Origin of the sequence: Gillisia limnaea DSM 15749 (genome assembly GCF_000243235.1) — a bacterium.
Classification (GTDB): Bacteria; Bacteroidota; Bacteroidia; order Flavobacteriales; family Flavobacteriaceae; genus Gillisia; species Gillisia limnaea.
The window spans coordinates 2,054,571-2,076,806 of record NZ_JH594606.1 but is presented as its reverse complement, the minus strand read 5'-3'; the positions used below and the strand labels follow the sequence as shown (position 1 = coordinate 2,076,806).

At 38.6% G+C, this 22,236-nt stretch carries 17 protein-coding genes and 1 tRNA gene; 9 read left to right on the top strand and 9 right to left on the bottom strand.

Annotated elements, in window-relative coordinates:
• Positions 1-62 precede the first annotated feature (62 nt).
• The 6 genes from GILLI_RS11090 to GILLI_RS11065 all read right to left on the bottom strand — a co-directional run bounded on the left by GILLI_RS11090 (position 63) and on the right by GILLI_RS11065 (position 9,253).
• Positions 63-3,038 carry a SusC/RagA family TonB-linked outer membrane protein gene (locus GILLI_RS11090; RefSeq protein ID WP_006989205.1) on the bottom strand — a complete coding sequence of 992 codons (2,976 nt, stop codon included), beginning with the start codon at positions 3,036-3,038 and terminating at the stop codon, positions 63-65.
• 252 nt (positions 3,039-3,290) lie between these two features.
• Positions 3,291-6,074, bottom strand: coding sequence for a helix-turn-helix and ligand-binding sensor domain-containing protein (locus tag GILLI_RS11085; RefSeq protein ID WP_006989204.1), 2,784 nt, complete (start codon positions 6,072-6,074; stop codon positions 3,291-3,293).
• Positions 6,075-6,327: 253 nt separating this feature from the next.
• Positions 6,328-7,344, bottom strand: coding sequence for a LacI family DNA-binding transcriptional regulator (locus GILLI_RS11080; protein ID WP_006989203.1), 1,017 nt, complete (start codon positions 7,342-7,344; stop codon positions 6,328-6,330).
• A gap of 140 nt (positions 7,345-7,484) precedes the next feature.
• The gene (locus GILLI_RS11075) at positions 7,485-8,015 is read right to left on the bottom strand and encodes a lipid-binding SYLF domain-containing protein (protein ID WP_006989202.1); all 531 of its coding nucleotides are present in this window, start codon (positions 8,013-8,015) and stop codon (positions 7,485-7,487) included.
• A 107-nt stretch (positions 8,016-8,122) separates the two neighbouring features.
• Positions 8,123-8,668, bottom strand: coding sequence for a lipid-binding SYLF domain-containing protein (locus GILLI_RS11070; protein ID WP_006989201.1), 546 nt, complete (start codon positions 8,666-8,668; stop codon positions 8,123-8,125).
• A gap of 153 nt (positions 8,669-8,821) precedes the next feature.
• The gene (locus GILLI_RS11065) at positions 8,822-9,253 is read right to left on the bottom strand and encodes a universal stress protein (RefSeq protein ID WP_006989200.1); all 432 of its coding nucleotides are present in this window, start codon (positions 9,251-9,253) and stop codon (positions 8,822-8,824) included.
• 345 nt (positions 9,254-9,598) lie between these two features.
• Between GILLI_RS11065 and GILLI_RS11060 the strand changes: the two genes are divergently transcribed.
• From GILLI_RS11060 to GILLI_RS11045, 4 genes are read left to right on the top strand one after another with little or no spacing between them, the layout of a single operon-like run.
• The gene (locus GILLI_RS11060; RefSeq protein WP_006989199.1) at positions 9,599-10,294 is read left to right on the top strand and encodes a TetR/AcrR family transcriptional regulator; all 696 of its coding nucleotides are present in this window, start codon (positions 9,599-9,601) and stop codon (positions 10,292-10,294) included.
• Positions 10,278-11,933: a peptidase domain-containing ABC transporter gene (locus tag GILLI_RS11055; RefSeq protein ID WP_006989198.1), complete on the top strand. Its 1,656-nt coding sequence runs from the start codon at positions 10,278-10,280 to the stop codon at positions 11,931-11,933. Before GILLI_RS11060 ends, GILLI_RS11055 begins: the two co-directional genes overlap by 17 nt.
• Positions 11,934-11,945: 12 nt before the next feature.
• The gene (locus GILLI_RS11050; RefSeq protein WP_006989197.1) at positions 11,946-13,295 is read left to right on the top strand and encodes an HlyD family secretion protein; all 1,350 of its coding nucleotides are present in this window, start codon (positions 11,946-11,948) and stop codon (positions 13,293-13,295) included.
• Positions 13,296-13,300: 5 nt separating this feature from the next.
• Entirely contained in the window at positions 13,301-14,704 is a 1,404-nt protein-coding gene (locus GILLI_RS11045) for a TolC family protein (RefSeq protein WP_006989196.1), read from the top strand.
• Between the two features lie 227 nt (positions 14,705-14,931).
• On the opposite strand, the gene GILLI_RS11040 is transcribed toward GILLI_RS11045, so the two are convergent.
• Positions 14,932-15,003: transfer RNA gene (locus tag GILLI_RS11040), tRNA-Arg, on the bottom strand.
• Positions 15,004-15,121: 118 nt separating this feature from the next.
• On the opposite strand from GILLI_RS11040, the gene GILLI_RS11035 reads away from it, so the two are divergent.
• From GILLI_RS11035 to GILLI_RS11020, 4 genes are all read left to right on the top strand, one after another.
• A complete protein-coding gene (locus GILLI_RS11035; protein WP_006989194.1) occupies positions 15,122-15,427 on the top strand; it encodes a hypothetical protein in 306 nt (101 codons plus the stop codon).
• Between the two features lie 124 nt (positions 15,428-15,551).
• Positions 15,552-16,535 carry a DUF1028 domain-containing protein gene (locus GILLI_RS11030; RefSeq protein WP_006989193.1) on the top strand — a complete coding sequence of 328 codons (984 nt, stop codon included), beginning with the start codon at positions 15,552-15,554 and terminating at the stop codon, positions 16,533-16,535.
• A gap of 165 nt (positions 16,536-16,700) precedes the next feature.
• Positions 16,701-17,063 (top strand): hypothetical protein, encoded by a 363-nt coding sequence (locus GILLI_RS11025; protein ID WP_006989192.1) that lies wholly within the window; start codon positions 16,701-16,703, stop codon positions 17,061-17,063.
• Positions 17,064-17,236: 173 nt separating this feature from the next.
• Positions 17,237-18,400, top strand: a complete 1,164-nt coding sequence (locus tag GILLI_RS11020) for a DUF3095 family protein (protein WP_006989191.1) — start codon at positions 17,237-17,239, stop codon at positions 18,398-18,400.
• A gap of 30 nt (positions 18,401-18,430) precedes the next feature.
• Here the strand turns inward: GILLI_RS11020 and GILLI_RS11015 are convergent, their stop codons facing one another.
• Complete coding sequence (locus tag GILLI_RS11015; RefSeq protein WP_006989190.1) at positions 18,431-19,981, bottom strand: M20/M25/M40 family metallo-hydrolase; 1,551 nt, start codon at positions 19,979-19,981, stop codon at positions 18,431-18,433.
• A gap of 323 nt (positions 19,982-20,304) precedes the next feature.
• Between GILLI_RS11015 and GILLI_RS11010 the strand changes: the two genes are divergently transcribed.
• Positions 20,305-21,528, top strand: coding sequence for a cysteine desulfurase-like protein (locus GILLI_RS11010; protein WP_006989189.1), 1,224 nt, complete (start codon positions 20,305-20,307; stop codon positions 21,526-21,528).
• 102 nt (positions 21,529-21,630) lie between these two features.
• On the opposite strand, the gene pncA is transcribed toward GILLI_RS11010, so the two are convergent.
• Positions 21,631-22,236, bottom strand: a complete 606-nt coding sequence (gene pncA, locus GILLI_RS11005; protein WP_006989188.1) for a bifunctional nicotinamidase/pyrazinamidase — start codon at positions 22,234-22,236, stop codon at positions 21,631-21,633.

Sequence of the window (22,236 nt, the reverse complement as noted above, 5' to 3'; positions counted from 1 at the left end):
GCCCAATTTAGATTAAAGATCGCAATTATAGGTGCGATAATGGGTGGTTTATAACTAGTTACTTAAAATGTAATATTGGTTCCAATGGTAATATTTCTGGTTTCGGGAAACGACGTAGCACCATCAATTATTGGATCCTGTTCAGGACTATAGGACCTGAAATCTGTAAAGGTCAATAAATTGTTTCCGGTGGCATAAATTTTCACATTCTGAATCCCCATTTGGGAAAGGGCACTATTAGGCATATTGTAGCCAAAAGTTAGGGTTCTTAAGCGAATATAAGAGGCATCACGTACAGAAAAAGGAAAGAGATGTAGGTGAGTATCCGGTTTTGGTCTGGGATATTGAGTGGAAGGAAATTCCGGAGTATAATATTTCGTTCTTATTCCATTGATTGCTCCTTTCCAAAGTTCACCATTCGCCAGAACATTGTTCAATCGGGTTGCTCCCTGAACGAAATACACATCGGCAAAGAGTTCGAAACCCTTATAGTTAACTGTATTAGTAATGGAACCGTACCAGTCTGGATCTGTATTGGTAAAAACATTATCACGATCATCTATTTGTCCGTTTCCATCCTGATCAACCACCCGGACATCTCCAGGTTGCGCCAAAGGATTACCTGACCCTGCGATATCATCCCCTTCCTGATAGATGCCATCATATTTTGGCAGCCAGATGTTGTTAATAGATTGGCCAATAGAGAGTCGTCTTCCGGAACTATCTGTAATATCTATCGGGTTTCCATTATCATCGGTCTCACCGGTTAGTGAAATGATCTCATTGCTGTTTGTGGAAAAAATAAGGCCCATGGTCCATCTTAAGTTTTCAGTCCTAATAAAGTTAGAATTTAGAGACGCTTCAAGACCCTCATTCTGCAATTCCCCCACATTAAAGCGGATAACGTTGAAACCGGTTGTTCCCGCGATGGCTCTGTCTAACAAAAGATCTGTGGTATTTGATTTATAATATTCTATAGTACCGTCAAAAAGATTGCTGAATAATCTAAAATCGACTCCTGCATTAAAGGTTGTAGTAGTTTCCCATTTTAGATTGGGGTTTGGCAAACGCGAGGAGGCCGTTGATCCGCCCACAGTCTGACCACCAAACACATATGGCCTGTCATCGGCAACTCCCAAAGATTCAAGGGAATTAATACCCTGATTTCCTGTGGCTCCGTAACTTACCCGGAGTTTCATTTCGTTTATGCCTTCTACGTTTTCTAAAAAGGGTTCTTGGTGCAATTTCCACGCAAAGGAAATAGCAGGGAAATATCCCCATTTATTATTGGCTGCAAATACGGAAGCCCCATCTGCCCTAGCAGTAGCTTCCAGCAGATACCTATCTAAATAGCCGTAACGAACCCGTGCCAAAAAGGATAGAAGTCTTCTTTCGGAAAGATTCCTCACATTGTTCAGTAAAGTTGTGGCATCACCATTATATCCAAGGGCATCATTAGTAAATCCTGACTTGTCAAGTTGGGTATATTCGTTTGTCTGTTCATCAAAAGCCTGAACACCGGTAATATCTAAACTATGGTCATCATTGATCTGAGGGGTATAATTTACTATATTCTCAACTAAAACCTGTTTGAATAAAGTATTAGCCAGAACGCCAATACCACCTATTCCTTCATCTCCCGCCGAGTGCAAGGATGATCGGTAAATACCTCTATTGGTGTTCCTATTTCTGAGGAATGTATTTAGTGTGTAACTTAAAGATGGCGTAATTTTGTAGGTAAGGTTAAGGTTTACATCTGTTAAGTTTATTTTGCTTTCATCCGTAGACTCTCTTTGATCCCACAATGGGTTAACCGCGGTTATAGAATTACCCAGATAAAATTTAACTAGTTCGTTATTTTCATCAAATGGTTTCGCTAATGGTGTAATAGTAGTAAAGTTTAAACCTCCCGTTTCTTGGTCCTGAGTGGCATTTTGATAATTAAATATACCATTGAAAGTCAGCTTATCGGTTAGTTGGTGTTCAAGGTTTAATTTGAAGGTACCCCTATCATAACCGGAGTTGGGAATAATACCGTCCTGAGTGAAATAATTTATACTTGAAAAGATTTTGGTCTTCTCCGTCCCTGTTGAAAAGCTCAGGGAATGAGACTGGATTACCGCATCTCTTAAAACAAGATCTTCCCAGTTGACAAATTGGTTGTTCTCAATGGTTTCTAATTCAAAGGGACTGAATATGTTTTCATCGTTCAGGTAATCGCCAGTAAATCTGTTCCTGTTTGCCTCTCTTTTCAGATCAATAAATTGTGATCCATCATAAAGGTTGAAATTTCTTGTAACCGATTGTATAGTGGTATACGCATTATAATTTATCCTGGATATACCCTCAACACCTCTTTTGGTGGTCACCAATATTACCCCGTTTGAAGCTCTTGAACCATAGATTGCGGTTGAAGCAGCGTCTTTCAGGATTTCAATGCTGGCAATATCATCAGGTGCAACATCATTTAAATTGTCAAATGGCAATCCATCAACTATAATTAATGGTGAATTACCATTTGGTGCAACAGAAACATTTCCTCGTATTACAATATTCGATCCTCCTCCCGGTCTGGCACTCCCCAAGTTCACCTGCACACCCGCAGCCCTTCCTCTTAGCATTTCTGCAACATTGGTGGTAGGTATGGCGGTGGCTTCATCTACCTCAACACTACTTACAGAACCTACAACATTACTTTTTCTTTGTGTTCCGTAACCCACCACAACAACTTCATCCAGTGCTTCTGAATCGGTTAGTAACTCTACGTCAATTGATTGTTGGTTAGAAACTGTGATTTCCTGGGCAACAAAGCCTAAAAAACTAAACTGTAAAACATCTCCAGGGGAGATATCATCAATTGTATAATTCCCGTCAAAATCTGTTGTGGTTCCCCTGGTTTCATTTTTTACCAGAACGTTTACCCCTAATAATGGCACATTGTTTTCATCTGTCACTTTTCCACTTATGGAAACGCTTTGAGACTGCATCAATAAAATACCACCTAAAAAGGCAATTATAAAACATTTGAATTTCTTCATTAGACTAATTGTTAAATTTGCCTTAGCAATATATTAATTGAATGTTAAGAATGCTGAAAAGAAACCTGTACAAAAAACATACAGAGAGGTGTTTATACAAATAGCAGCGGGGTAAAGCTATACGGAAAGCTTTAAAACAGGACTCTAGAAGATCATAAATATTTGATATACAACCATTATAATTTTTAAAAATAAAAATAAAAATTTCAAAATGTAGAGGTGTTGTAGAGGTAAAAAAGTAGAATGTATAGATTATACCTCCAAAATATAATCCACTAAATTGGAGTCATGAGTCAATTCCATTTTTTTTCGCAATCGATATCGCTTAATTTCCACACTTTTTACCGAAATATTTAACAAGGGAGCAATTTCTTTTGAAGAAAGATTTAACCTTAAATAAGCGCAAAGTTTTAGATCGTTGGAAGTAAGGTTAGGATGGGTGGTTTTCATCTTTTTAAAGAAATCTTTATCGGCGTTATTAAATGCTTTTTTAAAAAAGTTCCAGTTATCCTCTTCACTTATATCCTTATCAATTGTTCTAATGACCGATCGCACTTCAGAAGTTTCCTTAGATTCTTTCAATTTGTCCTTTATACTGGATAGAAATTCATTCTTTTTAATAAGACTCATTGTAGAAACAGCCAGTTCCTTGTTCTTCCCTGTCATTTCCTTTTCAAGTTGTTCATTCTGGAGTTCTATAATCCTCTTTTCTACCTCGAGATTTTTCAACTTCATTTCCTTTTCCTTTTCCCTTATTAACCTAAGGTGTTTTCTTTTATATCCCTTATTTATAAAATAACCAATTATAAAAAGTAGCATCGCATATACAGCAATTGCCGAATAGCTAAGAAACCAGGGCCTGGAAACTTCAAAATTATACTTTACAGGATCAAGCTCCTGAATACCCATTTTTGCTTTCACCTGAAATTCATAATCGCCATAGGAAAGATTGGTATAATCAATAGAAGAAGTCTCTGTCCAGTTGCTCCAGTTTGTACTTAAACCTAAAAGCCGGTAGCTATAGACCGGGGTTATAAATTTCTTATACTCCGGAATACTATAATTAAATGAAATATTATTTGTTTTATAATGAAAGGTGGGAGCTTCATTTAGATCTATGAGTTCCGGAGATTCATCCAGGGCTGCCTTGAAAACCTTGTCTATTTTAATTTCATACTCTAAGTTTCGGTTAAAATCCTTTTCGAATTTCAAATATCCGTTGGAAACTCCTAGTAGATAGGAATTATTATCGAGCAAGGTAATATTTTCATAGCCCAGGGTAATATTCCGAAGATCGTTTGGCAAATGCACCATTCCCATTTTATAGGCATTACTCAGTTGTGCTGCTTCTATATTAATTACAGCATCATTAAGAAAACCCCAGAGTACATTATCGCTTGTATTGACCATCCTTCCTGAAACAAGATCAAGTTCATCCAACAAGGTTGCCAGGCTGCTCTCTGCATTAAATTTATTCTCTAATTCCTGAAACTGAAACAATTTTTCTCTTGAAGAATAATACAGCGTATCATTAAACTTAAAAATGCTGGAATTTATTCCTGAGTTGTCTCCAAAAGTATAATTTTCTATGCTATTAACTGTTGTCCCAGGAAAGTCCATCTGGATCCTGTAAACTCCCTTATGTTCATTTACTGCCCAAATATCCCCGTCCTTTTCGGAAATTAAAAATTTAGAGGAATGGGGGAAATTTTCAATCATTCCAATAAAACTGAAATTTCCATTTTCCTCCTTTAGCAAACTTATGCCATTATAATGCCCCTGCAGGTAATACCCTGGATTTCCTTCATAATTTTTCACCACCCAGGTTCCAGAAGCATCGTAGATCCTGGTTGCAACTTCTCCATTTATAATATAGGTTCCATTATTATGGCCACAAAATAAATTAGTACCAATACGCTGTAAGCTCCAAACCTGACCATTAGTACCATCCATTAAAGTATAAATATCGTCCTTTTTCCTTTTGAAATACAATCCCTGATTGGTTCCCACATAAAGAAATTCCTCTGTTTCTAAAGAGGTATAAACAGATCCTAAATTGCCATAATTATCCTGGTAAAGCAAAAAAGCGGAATCCAGATTAATAATGCTCAGTCCATTGTCCAGGCCTGCCCAAACATTATTATCTTTATCTACAAATAGATCCAGAACAGTATTATTGATCAATCCATTTTTCTGGTTGAAATGAAGGAGGATATTTCCTTTTCCATCCACATGATAGATCCCTTGCTCTACCGTTCCAAGAATAAGTGAATTATCCGCAAGGCTATGCGCAGAGTAGATACTTTGATTCCGCAATTTTTCACTCAGTTCTAAATAGGTCCTTCTTAACGCTTGCCCATCCCATTCATAAAAATTTCCGCTTCGACTAATAAGTTGAAGAGAACTTCCCTTTTCAGAAACATGCATAATTTCAATATCCAACAATTCAAGCGGGGGAATAACCATTTCAGGCTGGTTATTCTTTATGGTAAAGAGGCCGGCTGCCATCATTTGAAAATAAACACTGCTTTCTCCCTTAAAAAGATTGGTAATTGCAACAGGTGGAGTAGGCACTCTTGATATTTCAAGGGTTTTAAGATTGCATAGATAAAGTCCCTCGAAACTTTGAAAAACAAGCACATCGCCTATGTGTTCAATGTGCCAAAACTGTTCTCCATCATTTACTTCTCCAGGAAATTTTGGCATCAAACTGGTATATTCCAGCAAACCTTTGCTGTTTTTCATCCAGTAACCTATTTCCATATAGGCACCGGTAAATATTTTATCACCGGCGACCTGAACAGACCTCGCTATTGTCTTATTTGGCATTGGATATAAACTCCATTCGGCTCCGGTATATTCAAGAAGGCCCATGCTATTGGCTATATAAATATTCCTATTAGAATGCTGGGAAACCATCCAGTTTTGATTCCCGGCGTTGTACTGATTGGGATTGAAATTTATTACAGGAGGTAATTCCTGACAGAAACCAGGAAATGAAACCAGGACGAATAAAAGAAGATATTTAAGCTTCAAAAAATTTTTGAGCTAATTTAAAGTTATTTTCTTTAAAATCCCTGCAGGAATTTGGCTGAATAAAATTAGTTTTAATTTTATAGTTATAACAAAAATACGAGTTAAGTAAAATTCGTTGCATCATTTTTACTTACAATGATGGATAAAAGCTATTATCTAGGTGAAAGAAGAAAAAGCTCCCGGGATTTTAACCTCAAATAAATGCCCCGGATTTACTTCAGAATTAAGCGCAACTATTTTTAAATAAACACTTTTAAAACCGGGTTGAATCAAGATGAACAAACTCTGTGTTGAGTATTTTATTGATGATTTCTTTTCCCTTTGGCTTTTGAATTCTTTCTATCAATAAAGAGGCAGCGATCTCTCCCATTGCTACCGGATGTTGATCTACATAACTTATCGACGGCAATAAAAATGGAGCAAAATCTTCATTAACATAGCCAATTATTTTGATGTCTTCCGGAATTTTCAATTTATTCTCCTGAGCTACCCTTGAAGCGAGTAATGTGCTAAGATAATCAAGCCCGATCAAGGCCTGCATCTCTTCTACCTGCAGCAATTTATCGAGTTTGGTTTTTAATGTAGCGGTATCCGGAGAGATTATTAAAAAATCTTTATTCAGGGGAATATCAAGTTCCCGGCAGGCATTCTCAAAACCTTCTATACGCTGTTTTCCCAAACCTATATCACCAAGTGCACAGACAAGTGCTATTTTTTTCAGATTTTTAGAATGTAAGAACTTAACCGCATTATAAATACTTTGCTTATCGTCTACCCCTACTTTATCCAATTCCATATCAACATTTATCCTGTCGAATAAAACCACCGGGATTTCATATTCGGTAAGTCGGAACAAATGATCATAATCTTTCAATTTCTGGGTTTCTTCAGATACTGAAATCAACAATCCATCTACCAAACCATTTGAAACAAGTTCGGTTATTTGTTGTTCCAGTTTAATGGATTCATTGGTAATATACGTGATTACCTGAAAGCCCAGTTTCCGGGCTTCATTTTCCACACCCCCAAGCACCTTGGCAAAAAACGTGTTGGCAATATTAGGTACGATTACGGCGATATTTCCGGTCCGGTTCCGTTTTAAATTAACAGCCGTAGGATTGGGCCGGTACTTATGCAGTTCTGCCAACTCTTTCACCCGCTGTACTGTTTTTGGACTGATCTCCGGACTGTCATTCAGGGATTTTGACACTGTAGAAACCGATACATTCAATAATTTAGCCAGCTCTTTTAAGGTGATTTTTGATCTCATTTTGGATAGGGAATTATTTGATAATTCACAAAAATAAAGAAGATTCCCTAGATCAAATATTTTAAGGTTGTTTTTTTAATAAAATATTTAGAAGGATTTGACAAAACCCAAATTTTTAACTATTCATCCCCCTGATAAACTTAAAAACTTTCATACTCAAACTTCTGACCACCAACGGAAACTTCAATCATTGCACCTGCTTTTGGCATGGTAACAACGGCTAAACCATCCCTGAATTCGATGCTTTTCGCTTTACCCTCTTCAAGAGCAACGGCAGAAACCGTGCTGGAAAGCTCAAAATTTCCTTCCTTAAAACGGTCAAGTTCGGCCTGGGTTTGAAATATAATTGCCTGCCTGAACGCCTGACCTCCCAGTTGTAGTCCAATATCCAACTGTCGTAATTTGGCCATTCCTATCACTTTCCCGTCTTGATACACAACACCATTGCCTGCAGCACCTCCTACTATATAGGCGCCTTTGCCTACATTGGGAAAAATGACATATCCTGAAGCATTGTCAAAAAGATCTTCCAAATTAGGATTATTAGTTATAAAGGCTTCCTGCGCAAGTTGAGCATCACGAATAATTTTCTGTTGCTCTTCGGTTTGTGCGGTACTTCCAAACGTGACCAATAAAAAGATCAGAAAAAAAATTGATTTCATTGTTTTCATAAAATAACTATTTAACTAATTGCATTCTTAGAAAGAATTATTTAGAAAATTCTCCATCTAAAATGGTATTTCATTTTAAATGAAGAATTTTCTAAAATATTAAAGTATTAGTTTGTAGGGAAAAACTCAAACCTTTGTCCACCCACAGAAACTCCAGCCATCGCTCCTGCTTTAGGCATTGTAACAACGGCAATTCCATTATTGAATTCAACATCTTTGGATGCCCCTTCTTCTAAAATTACTGCAGAAACATTTCCGGACAATTGATAACTCCCATCTTTAAAGTCATCCAGTGCGGTTTGTGTTTGAAAAAATAACACTTCAATAAAGGCCTTTCCGCCAATTTGCAATCCTATATCAACCTGTTTTAGATCGGCATAACCCACCATTCTTCCATTTTCATAAACGGTACCATTCCCTGAAGCCCCTCCAACAATATAGGCTCCTTTTCCTACATTCGGAAAAATGGCATACCCTTTTGATGTGGCAAAAAGCTCTGCCATTTCTGGGTGTTTGGCGGTAATAGTAGCTTTGGCATCCACAGAATCGGAAACAAGATCTTCAGAAGTGTTTTTAGTTGGCCCACAACCTGAAATTACAAGTAAGAGCAATGTTAGGATAGGCAAATAAAGATTTTTTGATATTACTTTCATATTTATATTTTTTTAATGGTTAGCACCTTTAAAAATAGTTTTAATAGTAACCTAAAATTGTTAAACAAGCGTTATTTCATATTATATTAACTTATATCCCAAAAATTTGTTAATAAGAACAGTATATTCAAGAAATAAAAGGCGCTTGAGGTTTTATTCTTCTGTGGTCACTATAAAAACAGGAATGTCTGAATTTTTAATAACTTTTTCAGATACACTGCCCATCAATACCTGGGACAAACCCCTTCTGGCCATAGTACCCATAACAAGGATATCTGCATTCCATTCACTTGCAACTTTTAGTATTGATTCATGAGGTTTTCCCTCCTCAACAAATTGAGCAACCTCATAATCCCTAAAAACGTTATCCAGGATTTTTTTCTGGCTTTCCCTTGTATCTTTTCTTATAATATCGGCCATTTCATCGGGAGTTACTCCGCCCTCGGAAAGAAGGGCAGTGGTATCGGCCACACTTACAACTGCGATCTCCGCTTTTAACTGTTTTCCAAGCTGAAGCCCTTTTTTAGCCACATTTTCAGCGGAAGACTCTTCATCGATTGCGATTAAAATTCTTTTGTAGTTCATAAAATATCGTTTCTTAATACCAAATCAGCTCACATGGAAGTCTTCATTTCTTAAATTTAAGTCTTTATTATTTCAGATTTTAACTTAAAAAGGATTTTTTAAGGAATGACTGTTAAGTTGTGTATCCCCGTTTTCGGAAGGGGCAGGCCCGAGAGGTTTGAATTGGACTATTATTTTTTCATTGGAGGCATCCCAAGCTATCGCGACGGAGAATTAAACCCTCATTGAGGGATTAAAAATAAAGGCTATGCGTTTATATAGCTGCAACGATTTTGCATTTTTTTCAAGTAATAGTTGCAAATATGATAGTAATACTATTATTTTTGCAGGTATATATTTCATACTATGAAGCAGTTGTTTTCAGGATTAAAAATTGAGGTGAACAAAAATTTATATGTAAAGGATCCGGAATCCTCCGCCCTGGGCAAAAAAATCGTTGAAAATAGTATTATTCTTATCGATAAAATTGGGTTTGAAAATTTTACCTTTAAAAAGTTAGGCTTTGAAATTGGATCCAACGAAAGCAGCATTTACCGGTATTTTGAGAACAAGCATAAGCTTTTACTTTATCTAACCTCCTGGTACTGGACCTGGAAAGAATATCAACTTGTCTTTGCCACCAGTAATATTGAAGATACAGAGAAGGTCCTTGAAACAGCGATTAACGTATTGACCAGGCGAATTAAAAGAGACAACCTTACCTCGCATATTGATGAGATCATTTTAAATAAGGTGGTGGTAAATGAATTTTCAAAATCATATCTTACAAAAAAAGTAGCTAAGGAATACAAAGAAAGTTTTTTTGAAATATATAACCGACTTATCCTACGGTTAAAAAAGATGATACTTGCCGTAAATAGCGATTATCCTTATGCTGCGGCACTGGCCAGTACAGTATTAGAAGGAGGGCTGCATCAACACTTTCTTCGGGAGCATTTTCCTTCCCTCACAGAGTGTAACGAGAATTTAAGCCCGGCCCAGTATTTTAATAACCTGGTCCTGTCAACTTTAAAACATACTAAGAATGGTCAAAAAAACTAGCTCTGCCATTAAAAGGCTCACCGGTCTTTTAAAATTGGACAGGAAAGATATTCTACAAATCTTTTATTATGCAATTTTCGCAGGTCTACTCAATATGACGGTTCCCCTTGGAATTCAGGCAATTGTAAACCTTATCCAGGGAGGAAGGGTAAGTACGTCGTGGATTATCCTGGTGGTACTTGTTACCCTTGCTGTAGGCCTGGTTGGCTTGCTGGAGATCATGCAAATACGTATCGTAGAGAATGTACAGCAAAAGATATTTACCAGGTCTTCCTTTGAATTTACCTATAGGTTTCCACGTATAAAAATGGCTGAATTCCGCGATATATATCCGCCCGAGCTTGCCAATAGATTTTTTGATACCATGAACGTGCAAAAAGGAGTTACAAAGCTTCTTATGGATTTTCCGGCAGCATTGCTCCAAATATTTTTTGGTTTGATACTGCTATCCCTTTACCACCCATTTTTTATAATTTACGGTATCCTGCTGGTCACCCTAATTTATTTTGTATTCAAATTTACCGCCTGGAAGGGATTGGAGACCAGCCTGGATGAGTCTAAACATAAATATAAAGTTGCGCATTGGTTACAGGAAGTAGCCCGTTCCTTGTTCAGTTTCAAAATATCGGGAAATAGCAGCCTTGCCATGGATAAAAATGACAAGCTAACAGATAAATATTTGCGGGCCCGGGAAGGACACTTCCGTATCCTTAGAATACAGTATATTAAAATGGTTATTTTCAAAGTTTTAGTGACAGCCGGTTTACTTGCCATAGGTGGTTTGCTGGTACTCAACCAGGAAATGAATATAGGGCAGTTTGTTGCTGCAGAGATCATCATTCTTCTAATTCTAAGCTCTGTTGAAAAACTGATTAAAGGTTTGGAAGTTATCTATGATACCCTTACCTCTCTTGAAAAAATGGGACAAGTAGTTGACAAAAAGCTGGAAAATGAAGAAGGCAGGAATAAAGTGGATGAAAGTAGCCCACTTAGCCTGGAACTTACAGAAGTAGGCTACAGAGTAGGTGATAAAATTATCCTTACAGATATCTCCTTTAACATGGCAGCCGGGGAGAAAATATTACTCAAAGGCCCCAATGGAAGTGGCAGAACCAGTCTTTTAAAACTGGTGGCAGGAATTAACGAAATCTCACAGGGTAATATTTATGTGAATGATGTTTCCATTAACGGACTTAAATTAAATGATTACAGAAAAAGACTGGGGATATTTCTTGCTGAAGAATTCCCTTTTGAGGGCACCTTGCTGGAAAATATCACTTTTGGTGATCCTACCGTGCCTGAAAGAGATGTATACTGGGCAATTGAACATGTCGGACTATCACAATTTGTAAAGGAACAGCCTAATGGAATACATACAGACATCCTGCCTGAGGGGATATACCTTTCCTCCCTTATTGGAAAAAGAATTTTGCTGGCAAGGGCCATTGTAAACAAACCGGATATTTTGATCCTAAAGGAACCTCTGGAGTTCTTTGAAGACGAAGAAGCCTACAGGATTCTTGAATTTCTTACAGCCCCGGTACATAAGTGGTCAATTTTAGTTGCGAGTCAAAATCCTTTTTGGGAAAAAGTATGTGATAAAATAGTTCTTCTTGAGAATAGAAAAGATAAAAAATAAATAATAGAGATTATGCTTAATATATCTCAGGATAAATTGAATAGGAGAGTCGACCTGTCCCATTACAAATCGGTGCAGCGGGTTTTTCACCACAGGCATTACAAATGGTTTAACAGGATCTTACTGGGTTTTAGTATTCTCCTGCTCGTTATTTTGTTTTTACCCTGGACCCAGACTGTTTCCGGAAAAGGGAGTGTAACAACCTTAAGCCCGGAACATCGTCCTCAAACTATCCAGTCCCCTATCCCGGGAAGGATAGAAAAATGGTTTGTACAGGAAGGGGATTTTGTGAATAAGGGAGATACCATCCTCCATATATCTGAAATAAACAACCAATATTTTGATCCTTTATTGGTAGAGCGCACCGGGGAGCAACTTACAGCTAAAAGCGGCTCTGTAGCATCCTACAGTGGAAAAATTGGAGCACTCGCAGCACAAATTCATGCAATTAACAGCGAGAGGGTTCTTAAAAAGCAGCAAGCAACAAATAAGCTACAACAGGCACGCTTAAAGGTAAAAAGCGACAGCATAGACCTTGAAGCTGCAGAAATTAACTTACAAATCGCCAGGACGCAGTTAGAGCGTACCCTACAGCTGCAGGAGGAGGGGCTCAAAGCCCTCCCGGATGTAGAACAGGCAAGATTAAGGATGCAGGAGACACAGGCACGCCATATTTCTGCCCAGAACAGGCTTTTGTCCAGTGAGAATGAAGTAGTGAATGCACAAATTGAAATTAACCGAATCAACGCCGAATATAATGACAAGATATCAAAGACTGAAAGCGATATGTTCACGGCACAGTCCAACCAGTTTGATGCAGAGGCACAGGTGAGCAAACTGGAGAATGACTTTTCCAATTATAGTATTAGAAATAAACTTTATTATATTCTGGCCCCTCAAAATGGATATATTAACAGGGCTTTACGGGCAGGTATTGGAGAAACTTTCAAGGAAGGGGAGCGCCTGGTTGGGATCATGCCTTCGAACTTCCAAATGGCAGTGGAGACCTTTGTAAGTCCGCTGGATATACCTTTATTGCACAAAGGGGAGAAAGTACGGGTGCAGTTTGACGGCTGGCCAGCCATTGTATTTAGTGGGTGGGAGAACCTTTCCTATGGAACCTACGGGGCCAGAGTGGTTGCGGTAGAAAATTTTATAAGTCCAAATGGCCTCTACAGGGTACTCCTTGGACCAGATCCGGATGATTACCCCTGGCCCCGGGATGTGGGGATTGGGAGTGGTGCCAGAACCCTGGCGCTGCTGGAAGAAGTGCCAATATGGTATGAGATATGGAGGAACCTAAATGGATTTCCACCAAATTATTATCAGCCACAAACAGCTACAACAGTTTCTGAAAAATAATGAGAATGAAACACATCCTGGTTATACTGGTTCTTCTATATGGAAATGCACTACTTGCACAGGAGCGATTGCCAGAGGTGCTTACCTTTAAGGAGTACCTCGCATACGTAAAGCAATTCCATCCAGTTGCAAGGCAGGCAGGTTTAAAATTAAGCATGGCTGAAGCTCAATTACTACGTGCCCGTGGTGGGTTTGATCCCAAAATTGAAGTGGACTATGACAGGAAGGAATTTAAAAATACCGAATATTACGATATTTTAAATTCCACCTTTAAGATCCCAACCTGGTATGGGATTGAGCTTAAAGCAAATTTTGAGCAAAACCAGGGAATCTTTTTGAATCCTGAAAGAACTGTACCACAAAACGGCCTTTTTAGTGCGGGAGTTTCTGTAGATGTGGGACAGGGAATGTTCATAAACCAGCGTATGGCCTCCTTACGCAGCGCTAAAATCTACAGGGACCAGTCTGTGGCAGAGCGTGATCTAATGGTCAATGAGGTGCTTTACACAGCAGCGATCGCCTATTTTGATTGGTTACGAGTCTACAATGAAATGATTATCTATGAGGGTTTCCTCGAAAATGCCGGTGAAAGATTTAGAGGGATTGAGCAAAATGCCTTACTGGGGGAGATTCCTGCCATAGATACCGTGGAGGCAAGAATATCTGTACAAAACAGAAGGCTGGACCTTGAGCAGGCAAGAGTAAACCTGGTAAAGGAAAGACTTGATCTTTCCAATTTCCTTTGGCTGGAGAATAATACCCCGGTTGAGCTGCAACCTAATATAATTCCAGAGGCGGAAATTCTTCCAAAGGTAGATGAAGTCCTAAACATTCCTGCGGTAATTCTACCCGGGGTTATTCCAGAAAATCATCCACGACTTATGTCCCTGGAACTTGGGCTGCGGGCTCTGGAGGTAAACCGCAGGCTAATCGCCAACAGGCTGTTGCCGGAAATAAATTTGGAATATAATTTCCTTACCCAGGAACCGGATGAATTCCAAAGCTTCCATCGCGAAAATTACAAGGCAGGGGTGACTTTCAGCTTTCCACTTTTCTTAAGAAAGGAACGTGGAGAACTTAAGTTGGCAAATTTCAGGATTCAGGATGCAGAGCTGGATTTTGAGCTTAAGGAAAGACAGCTTGAAAACAGGATCCTTGCTGCCTTCCAGGAGCTGCAATCCTACAGCTTCCAAACACAAATTGCAGAAGAAATGGTTGAAAATTATAGCCTTATGCTGGGGGCAGAAGAACGAAAGATGAGCTTTGGGGAAAGTTCTCTTTTCCTGATCAACACCCGGGAGATCCATTTGATCGAGGCCCGTCTTAAACAAAATGAGATCCTAAATAAGTTCCTTTACGCAAAGGCAGGCCTGTTTCGTAATTTGGGAATAATCCCGGATGCAGATTAAGAAATATACAATTATAAGAAATGAAAAAGAGGTATGAAAGTGGAAAACCTGGAAGCAGAAAATGTTTCCAGGTTTCATCATTTAGATAAAAATTCCCTTCGAAATATGTTGACGATTTGTGAACTCTCAAATAGGATTTTCTTTTAATTAAAATAAATATAAAAAACAGTAAAACCCTGGAAATCATAAGACCAACAGGGTTTTTATTTTCTTTAAAATGCTAAAAGTGACCTCGCCAAGAATCGAACTTGGATCTAAAGTTTAGGAAACTTCTATTCTATCCGTTGAACTACGAGGCCTTTAATGGGGGAGCAAAAATAAGAATGTTTTGAGAATATTTTCAAATTCTCCGGGAAACTTATATTTTATAATTCATAGAAAGAAACTTACCTTCGGAATCCCTTTAAACTATTTGTTATGAAACCGATAAAAATATTTTTCGTTATCACAATTTTGTTGTTTACTTATGCCTGTAATTCGACTAAAATACAAAAAGATACGCTTATGGAGATCACCGGGACAATTGAAGCCATAGAAATGTCATCCTGGCAATATGGCACACATACCATAAGTAAAGACGAGAACTTTTATGCCTTAACAAGTGAAAAAATCGACCTCAAAACCTACGAAGGAAAAACGGTTAGAATTAAGGCTGAAAAAATTGCAGGATATCCGGTTGATGGCGGACCGGAATATCTGGAAGTACACGAAATAAGGGAATAAAAATAGATAATTCCCTGCCATTTGTCCAAATCACCTTCGCCCCATAGGTCAAATTATTCTTCGTTGAATAGCAAAACCTCTAAAAGCATTGTTTATCTTTAAAACTTAAAATGAATTTTCATTAATGAAAAAAATATTTTTCTTCTTAGTTCTATCTGGTATGACCTTAAATACAAGTGTGTCCCAAAACCGCCCAACCGATCCTTTTGCTCATACTTTTTCCATAGTTGCAAGGGATTCTATAACCGGTGAAATGGCGGTAGGAGTGCAAAGCCATTGGTTTTCTGTAGGCACATTGGTGCTCTGGGGAAAATCGGGAGTAGGAGTGGTAGCCACCCAATCTTTTGTGAATCCCGCATATGGCCCCAATGGCCTGGAATTAATGGAAAAGGGGAAATCCTCGACAGTTGCCTTAAAGGAACTGGTTTCCAAAGATGAAGGTAAAGAGTTCAGGCAGGTGGCATTTTTGGATGCCTCCGGAAGGGCTGCGGCTTTTACCGGTGAGAAATGTGTGGAATCTGCTATGCATCACGTAGGAGATAATTTTTCGGTTCAGGCGAATATGATGCTAAATGACGATGTAATTCCTGCGATGAAAAAAGCTTTTACCGAAAATTCAAAACTTCCCCTGGCCGAAAGAGTTGTAAAAACCTTGAAGGCAGCACAAGAAGCTGGCGGCGATATTCGGGGAAAACAATCGGCTGCATTAATCGTGGTGGGAGCAAATAAAGTTGTAAATTCCTGGGAGGATAAAAAGATCGATCTTCGCGTAGACGATCATCCGGATCCACTTTTAGAACTGGAACGTTTGCTTAAAGTTGCGCGTGCATACGAATTCATGAATAAAGGTGACCTGGCGATAGAAGCCGGAGATGTGAACGATGCCCTTTTACAATATGGGAAAGCAGAAAATTTATTTCCTGAAAATCTGGAGATGAAGTTCTGGAAAGCAGTCGCGCTTGCCAACAGCAAAAGGTTAAATGAGGCAATTCCGGTGTTTAAATCTATCTTTGCAGAAGATGAAAACTGGCGGGAAATGACCCTTAGATTACCCGCATCTGGATTGCTTGATGTTACTGAGGAAGAATTAAACCGGATTGTAAAATAATTGTTAAAAACCGCTTACCTTCGTAAGCTATTTTATATATTATATTTTTAAAATTCATTGTTATGACATGATCATAACGAGAATTTGATTCAAAAATTGATGAAAATATGCGAATTGCTCCCGATAGCTATCTGGAGACCGCTAAAAAACAATAAATATCTACCTATGAAACTAAAAAATATAAGTCTTGCAATTATCGCACTGGGAGTTTCCCTTATGGTTTCCTGTAAAGATGAAGAAAAAAATGAGACTACTCCGGCTCAAACCGAAGTTGACTCCACCAATTCCAATACTCAAACCACTGCCTCTTTAAATCCGCAGCATGGACAACCCGGACACCGTTGTGACATTCCGGTAGGAGCACCACTAGACCAGGCAGCAGGAAATTCGAATACACAAAATACTACACCCGCCTCGACAACCACTTCCCCGGTTTGGTCCAATGATGCGGCTCCGGTAAAAAATCCACCTCATGGCCAGCCAGGACACGATTGTGCAGTTCCTGTAGGAGCAGACCTGAAAAAATAGTTTTCTGCAACGCTGTTCCGGAAAACAAAAAATCCTGCAAACACAATTTTATCCTGAATAAAATATTTTGAATATTCTACAAAGGTTTCAAAGATTTTTGAGGCTAAGCTTAGCTGAAAAAGAGTTCCTTTTTTAGAAATTTTCTATGAATATTCCGACTACACTTCTAAAAAATGGCCATCTCTTCAGAGACTTTTTATTCAGAATTACCACTCCGAAAACAGGGTTTAAGCGAGTTGATCGCCGATGGTTCTATGTTTTCAAACTTACCTGCAGACTGGCACATCCTGGTTGCCGATATTAAAAATTCTACCCAGGCCATTCAGGACGGTTTTCATCGGGAAGTGAACCTTATCGCCACCGGAAGCGTCATTGCAATCTTAAATATTTCGGCTGAAGCAGGGATCAATGTGCCATTCTTCTTTGGTGGGGATGGGGCTGTAATTTTAGTTCCCCCCATACTCCTGGAGGAAGGAATTTCGGCATTGAACAAACACAGAATAAACACCTTACGCAACTTCAAATTTGAACTAAAAATAGGCCAGGTTTCAGTAGAAGAAATTTACAAACAAAATATCGAGCTGAAGATAGCAAAAGCCAGGATGAGTAAGATATTTAATATTCCGGTAGTTTTAGGTGACGGTCTTCAATTTGCAGAAAGTCTCGTTAAGGAAATTAATGTTTCGGAAATTGAAAAGCTTAGTGTTGATGAAATTCCTTTGAACCTGGACGGAATGGAATGCAAATGGAACAGGATAAATCCTCCCAAAAAGAATCAGGAAGTTATAAGTTTGATCGTTAATGGAAATGCCAAATCTGATATTGCTCAATCTTTTTCTGAAGTATTAAAAACTATTGACACGATCTACGGTTCCCAAAATCGCAGGAAACCAATTTCTGTAAAAAGACTTCAGCTAAATTCCAGTTGGCGACAGATAAATTCTGAAATGCGGACAAAATTGGGACATTATAAAAACCTTTATTTTATTAAAAACTGGTTTAAAACCATCTTCGGAAGATTTTATTTATCTCAAACTGAAATTGGTAAAAATTATCTTGAAAAACTGGTGCAACTCACCGATACTCTTACAATTGACGGCCGGATAAACACTGTGATCTCCGGCACTCCGAAACAACGGGCAGCATTGATCTCCTTTCTTGATAAACTAGAAAAATCGAATAAAATCAGCTACGGCCTTCACGTAAGCGATGCAAGTGTAATGTCTTGCTATGTAAAGGATATGTCTACAGATGATCATATACATTTTGTAGATGGGGCCGATGGTGGATATACAAAAGCGGCTAACAACCTAAAGGAAAAATTCTCCCGACTGTAGCCGCTTATTGTAAAAAATTACTTCTTAGACTTAGTCTAATCCACCGTTCCTGGTAGCATCTCTTGGCTCTGGCCAGGTCATTTGCTCTCCTGTCCTTCTATTAAGAGGAAGCACACTTTTCTCCCTTGAAGTTCTCTCAGGATCTTCACTTGCCTTATAGGCCAGGATTGCCGTTAGGATCGCATTATTCCTAACATCATCAAAAACGATCTTATCATAGGTATCCAGATTGGTATGCCAGGTATAATTCCAATAGGACCAGCTTATTGAACTCAGGCTAAAAGCGGGAGCACCTGCAGCAACAAAAGAAGCATAGTCTGACCCGCCGCCGGCAGGGGTTCCTGGGAAGTTGGTTTCAATTTCACCTGAGATCTCTTCAGGAACAGCTTCCATCCATCGTCCTAAATAATCGTAGGCGTGAAGAAATCCACCACCGGAAAGATTTACAACTCTACCGGTACCATTATCCTGATTAAACAATGCCTGTAAATTCTCAACAATTTCAGGGTTGTCCTTTACAAAAGAGCGGGAACCATTTAATCCCTGCTCCTCACTTCCCCAATGACCTGCAATGATGGTTCTTTTAGGATTGGGATACATTTTCTTTAAAATGCGCATTGCTTCCATCATTACCAGGGTTCCGGTACCGTTATCTGTAGCGCCGGTAGCTCCATCCCAGGAATCAAAATGGGCAGAAAGTATAATATATTCTTCGGGCTTTTCAGTCCCTTTAATAGTAGCGATCGTATTAAAGGCCGGAACAGCTCCCAGCTCCTTAGATTCTGCTACAATTCTAAGTTTTGGTTTATTTCCGGATTCAGCCAGCCTATACACCATTCCGTAGTCTTCAAGAGAAAGATCTATGGTTGGAATTTTTTTTGTAGAGGCAGAAAATACCTTATTTGCACCAAATCCACGGGACCAGTTTAAAGTAATAATCCCAACTGCTCCTGCATTTTCAAGTGCTTCCGGAAGATTTCTTCCATTATATCCCGTATTTCGTATTTTTTTCCTCCAGGCATTGGTTTGTTCCTCCCGGTTCGCTTTCATTTTTTCGAAAGATTTATTGGTAGCAAATTCCTCCCAGTTATCATCTGGTCTACCTGTCATTTGAGGCATAGAGATCATCACCAGCTTTCCTTTTACCTTAGATATTACATCTGCAAATGCAGCAGAATCCTGGGCTTCGGGAAGCAAAACAACCTCAGCAACTACAGGCTTTTTTGTCCCGGGACTCCAGGCGAGCTGCATTCCGCTTAGGCTTCTCACCCTTGGTTCAATAAGATCTATATGGGTGATCCCACGTTCCCAGCCGCGCCATTCACCCCATTGTTCATTTTCGGCAGAAATTCCCCAGCCTTCGTATGTTTTTACCGCCCAGTCATGAGCCTGTTTCATTTCGGGAGTTCCTACTAAACGCGGCCCGATGACATCCATTAACTGGTGTCCTAAATTTTCAAGCTGAGAATTCTCATTGGCTTCTTTAATAATGTTTTCAATAACCTGATCTGTTTCCTGAGCATGCAACGGAGGAAATAGCATTAATGTGCATGCAGTGAACAACAATAGCGTTTTTTTCATATTTTTTTTGTTTTAACGGACTCCCGATAGGATCTATAGGGAGTAACATCCATCTAATCGTTTTAAAGTGAATAAGGATTCAAAGATTCCAAATATACCATTCTTAAAGTATAAAAATCGCCTGTTATCAACAGAAATAGATAGAATTTGACAATTTGATGGTTGATAAAAAAAAGTTGAAGGGCATCGACGAAGTAAGCTAGTGGATAGAATAAATAAAATCTTTTAAAACTTCAGAATTGCTAGAAACGATCTTGACTATTTCTGATAAATTTTCTAAAAGGAAATTGTATTTTTCAGAAAAATTAAAAACTCTACCACGCATGGATATCAAATTTGTAAGAGAGCAATTTCCCGCGCTTAAAAGCGGATTCGTTTTTATGGATAATGCCGGAGGTTCTCAAATCCTGGGTCGCTCGGTAAACTATATAAGTGACTATTTGATAAATTCCAATGTACAACTTGGTGCTTCTTATAAAATTTCTGCACTTGCAGGAGAACGATTGAATAAGGTAGCAGGGCAGGTTGCAAGATTTGTAAATGCAAAGGATCAAAAAGAAATCGTGATAGGGCCAACCTCAACGATGCTGCTGCGCATCCTGAGCCTTTGCGTAAGCGATGCCTGGAAGGAAAGGGATGAAGTTATTGTTACAAATACAGATCACGAGGCAAATGTCTCCTGCTGGACAGACCTTGAGAAAAAGGGAATCCAAATAAAGATTTGGAAAGTAAATCCCGAAAATTTTGAACTTGAACTTTCGGAACTTGAAAAATTGCTTTCCAACCGAACAAAACTTGTTGCCGTAACCCATTGCTCCAACGTTTTGGGCAGCATTAATCCTATAAAAAAGATAGCAAAGATCGTCCGTGATGCCGGAGCGCTTATTTGCGTAGACGGAGTTGCCTATGCACCACACCGGAAAATAGACGTGCAGGAACTGGATGTAGATTTTTATACGTTTAGCTGGTATAAGGCATATGGCCCACATCTGGCAATGATGTATGGAAAACTTGAATTATTAATCGGGATGAAAGGTCTTAATCATTACTTCTTCAAGCCGGAAGATGTCCCGTATAAATTTCAGCCGGGGAATTACAATTTTGAACTCACCTATGGACTTCGGGCTATTCCCGAATATTTGGGCGAATTCTACGATCATCATTTCGGACTTCAAAACACTTCAGAAGAAGAAAAATACAAAGAAAGCTTTAAACGCATCGAAGCTTATGAAGAGAAATTAGCAAAAAAATTACTGAATTATTTGAATTCAGTTAAAGAGATCAAAATTATTGGTCAAACAACTGGTTCAGGTCTAAAAAGAGTACCAACAATCTCTTTTATCCACGAAAATTTTAAAAGTTCGGAAATTGTATCCCAAACGGATAAAGCCAATATTGGAATTAGGTTTGGAGATTTTTATGCCAAAAAACTCATTCACGATCTGGATCTTGAAAAAAAGGACGGAGTGGTACGCGTGAGTTTGGTGCATTACAATACAGCGGAAGAAGTGGAAAAATTGATACAGGTATTTAAAGAGATTTTCTAACAGTTTAAGGAGCGTTGGCGGGATATCCAAATACTTTAGAGCTGAAGAAGCTTACCTTACAACCATCTCAAATACAGTAAATTATATAGAACAATGGTGGGATTAAATAGTTAAAGAAGTAGTGATCTTACCTCCTTTTTCAAGAATATTTTTTTTGGCATTTTCAAAATCGGTCGTATCTAAAGCGCGGGTGGCATCTTCAATGATTGTAGCATCAAAACCTTCCTCTAAAGCATCCATCACAGAAAAATATACACAGATTTCGGCTGCAAGTCCGCAAAAGTAAAGTTCATCGACTCCTTTTTCTTTTAGATACCCTGCCAATCCCGTTGTTTTTAGATGGCCATTATCATAGAAAGCACTGTAACTATCCATTTCCGGATTGGTTCCTTTTCTGAAAATAGCTTCGATTTTGGAAGTTCTTAAATCGGGATGAAACTTTGCACCCCAGCTGCTTTGCAAACAATGTACAGGCCATAATACCTCTTCACGACCTTTCCAGGTTATTTTTTCGAATTCCTTTTTTTCGGGATGATTCACCGCAAAACTGGAATGATCCTCCGGATGCCAATCCTGAGTAGCGATCACAAGGTCAAATTTATGCTGAAGTTTATTTATTAATTCCACAATTTTATACCCTTCCGGCACTGCTAAAGCTCCTCCGGGAATAAAATCATTTTGAACATCTATTATAACCAGTGCTCTCAT